Annotated in this window: 1 protein-coding gene and 1 pseudogene; one reads left to right on the top strand and one right to left on the bottom strand. The window is 41.9% G+C overall.

What is annotated here, in order from left to right:
• On the top strand, positions 1-2,193 hold a 2,193-nt coding region (locus DVJ99_RS12855; RefSeq protein ID WP_240430866.1), incomplete at its 5' end, for an Ig-like domain-containing protein.
• A gap of 83 nt (positions 2,194-2,276) precedes the next feature.
• Here the strand turns inward: DVJ99_RS12855 and DVJ99_RS12850 are convergent.
• A pseudogene (locus tag DVJ99_RS12850) lies at positions 2,277-2,594 on the bottom strand (ornithine carbamoyltransferase); the annotation flags it as partial.

Below are 2,594 nucleotides of genomic sequence, written 5' to 3'. Positions count from 1 at the left end.
TTAACATTGGCAGATGGAGCAACTAAAGAAGTTGTGACAGATGCACAAGGAAACTGGACAGCAGAGTTTAATGCGCCGTTTGTATATCAAGCGCCAATTAAAGCAGTATCGACAGATAAAGCTGGCAATCATTCAACAGAGGCAACACAAACAGTAGTGGATACAACGGCCCCGCAAGTCCCAGTAATTAATAAGGTAGAGGCAGGTACTAGCTCTGTATCAGGAACAGCGGAACCATCAAGTACCGTGAAGTTAACATTGGCAGATGGATCGACAAAAGAAGTTGTGACAGACGCACAAGGAAACTGGACAGCAGAATTCAGTGCGCCATTTGCATATCAAGCACCAATTAAAGCCGTTTCAACTGATAAAGCAGGCAATGCATCACAAGAAGCGACACAAGTGGTTGCAGATACAACGGCCCCGCAAACACCTGTTATTAATAAAGTAGAAGCGGGCACAAACACAGTTTCAGGAACAGCAGAACCATCAAGTACTGTGACATTAACATTGGCAGACGGATCAACTAAAGAAGTTGTGACAGATGCACAAGGAAATTGGACAGCAGAATTTGATACACCATTTGTATATCAAACACCGATTAAAGCCGTTTCAACAGATAAAGCAGGCAATGCATCACAAGAAGCGACACAAGTAGTTGAAGATACAACGGCGCCACAAACACCTGTAATTAACAAGGTAGAAGCGGGCACAAATACAGTATCAGGAACGGCAGAACCATCAAGTACCGTGAAGTTAACATTGGCAGATGGATCGACAAAAGAAGTTGTGACAGACGCACAAGGAAACTGGACAGCAGAATTTGATACACCATTCGCATATCAAGCACCAATTAAAGCAGTATCAACGGATAAAGCTGGTAATGCATCACAAGAAGCAACAAAAGTAGTTGAAGATACAACGGCGCCGCAAGCACCTGTAGTAAATGAAGTTAAAGCAACAGATTCAAGTGTGAGTGGTACATCTGAAGCTAACGCACTTGTAACAGTAGTGTTAGCGGATGGAAAACGTTTTGAGGCGCGTGCAGATGCTGAAGGCAAATGGACAGTTGCCTTAACACAAGATGTTGCTTTAAAAGGTAATGAAGTGATTACTGTAACTGCTAAAGACAGTGCAGATAATCAATCGGCTGCAGCTGAAAGTAAAGTCGTGCCTGTAGAAGTGAAAACTGAGGAGCCGGCAGGACAACCTAACACCCCCTCTGAAACAGAAGTACCTCAAGACGAAACAGACGAAGTTGCTTCTGAGACACCGGACACAACAGAGACAGCACAACCTGAAGAGAATACAGAGAGTGAGAGCTCAGAAAAACAACCTGTTGAAACAGCGCCAGTTGATCAAAACGAGACACCAGAGAGTGACAATAGCGCATCCAACGATGAAGAGAGCACATGTGATTCAACGCCTGCGCCAGACAGCGAAACATCGGATAATACTGGTGAAAATGCACCAGATACACCGGTAGACAGTAATCAAAATTCAACGCCAGCAACAGAACCAATGGACACAAATACAGAAGTAAGTGTAGAGAATGAAGTATGCGAAGTACCTTCAGAGGAGTCTGAAGAGAGTGTTGAAGATGCATCAACAGAAGCGGTTGAGAATAATACGACAACTGAACAACCTGCAGTAGAAGAACCGGCTCCGGTTACATCAGAGTCTCCAGTTGATGTTACTGAAGAAACTTCTGTTGCAACTGATAACAAAGTTCAAGAAGATGTTGTTAATGAAAATGAAGTTGCAGAAAGTGAAACAGTACAACCAGATTCAAATCATCAACAAGCACAAGAAGCAGAACAATCGAAAGTATCTGAAACGGTTGAAGCGGTTGAAACAACATCAACACCTTCAAGCAGCACTTCATCGCCTGTAACAGATGAAGATAAGGGTTCTGATCAAACAGAAAGTCATTCATCTGTCGCAAAAAGCAAAACTGTATCAGAAACTCCAAAAGATAGCGTTTTACATGTAACAAAAGAAAAGATCGACCAACAACAAACTGTTCAAGGTCAAAAGGTTCAAGACAAACAACAAACTAAGAACCAAGATAAAGTTTTACCAGCAACTGGACAACAAGAGCAATCTTCTTCATCAATCGGTTGGATAGCATCACTCTTCGGTGCTGCACTAATCGGAAGATTTGCTAGAAAGAAAGCAAAAGAAGATAAATAAGACTGCGGTCAGTCTAAAATAAAAATGCCATGGCTTAGGAAATATATTCCCAGCCATGGCATTTCTTTATATATGAGGTTAGATTATCCAATATCTCCTAGAGTTGCGACCATAACAGCTTTGATAGTGTGCATACGGTTTTCAGCTTCTTGGAATACTACTGAGTGTTTGCCTTCGAAGACTTCGTCAGTTACTTCCATTTCTTTTAAGCCGAATTTTTCGTAGATTTCTTTACCGACTTTAGTGTCAGTGTTGTGGAATGATGGTAAGCAGTGTTCAAAGATAACGTGCGGGTTGCCAGTTTTTTCAATCATTGCTTGGTCCACTTGGTAAGGTTTTAATAATTTAATACGTTCTTCCCAAACTTCATCAGGTTCACCCATAGATACCCAAACGTCTGT

Origin of the sequence: Staphylococcus sp. EZ-P03 (assembly GCF_003344575.1) — a bacterium.
Taxonomy (GTDB): domain Bacteria; phylum Bacillota; class Bacilli; order Staphylococcales; family Staphylococcaceae; genus Staphylococcus; species Staphylococcus simulans_B.
The sequence above is the reverse complement of the archived record's forward strand: the minus strand, read 5'-3'. Positions and strand labels throughout refer to the sequence as shown.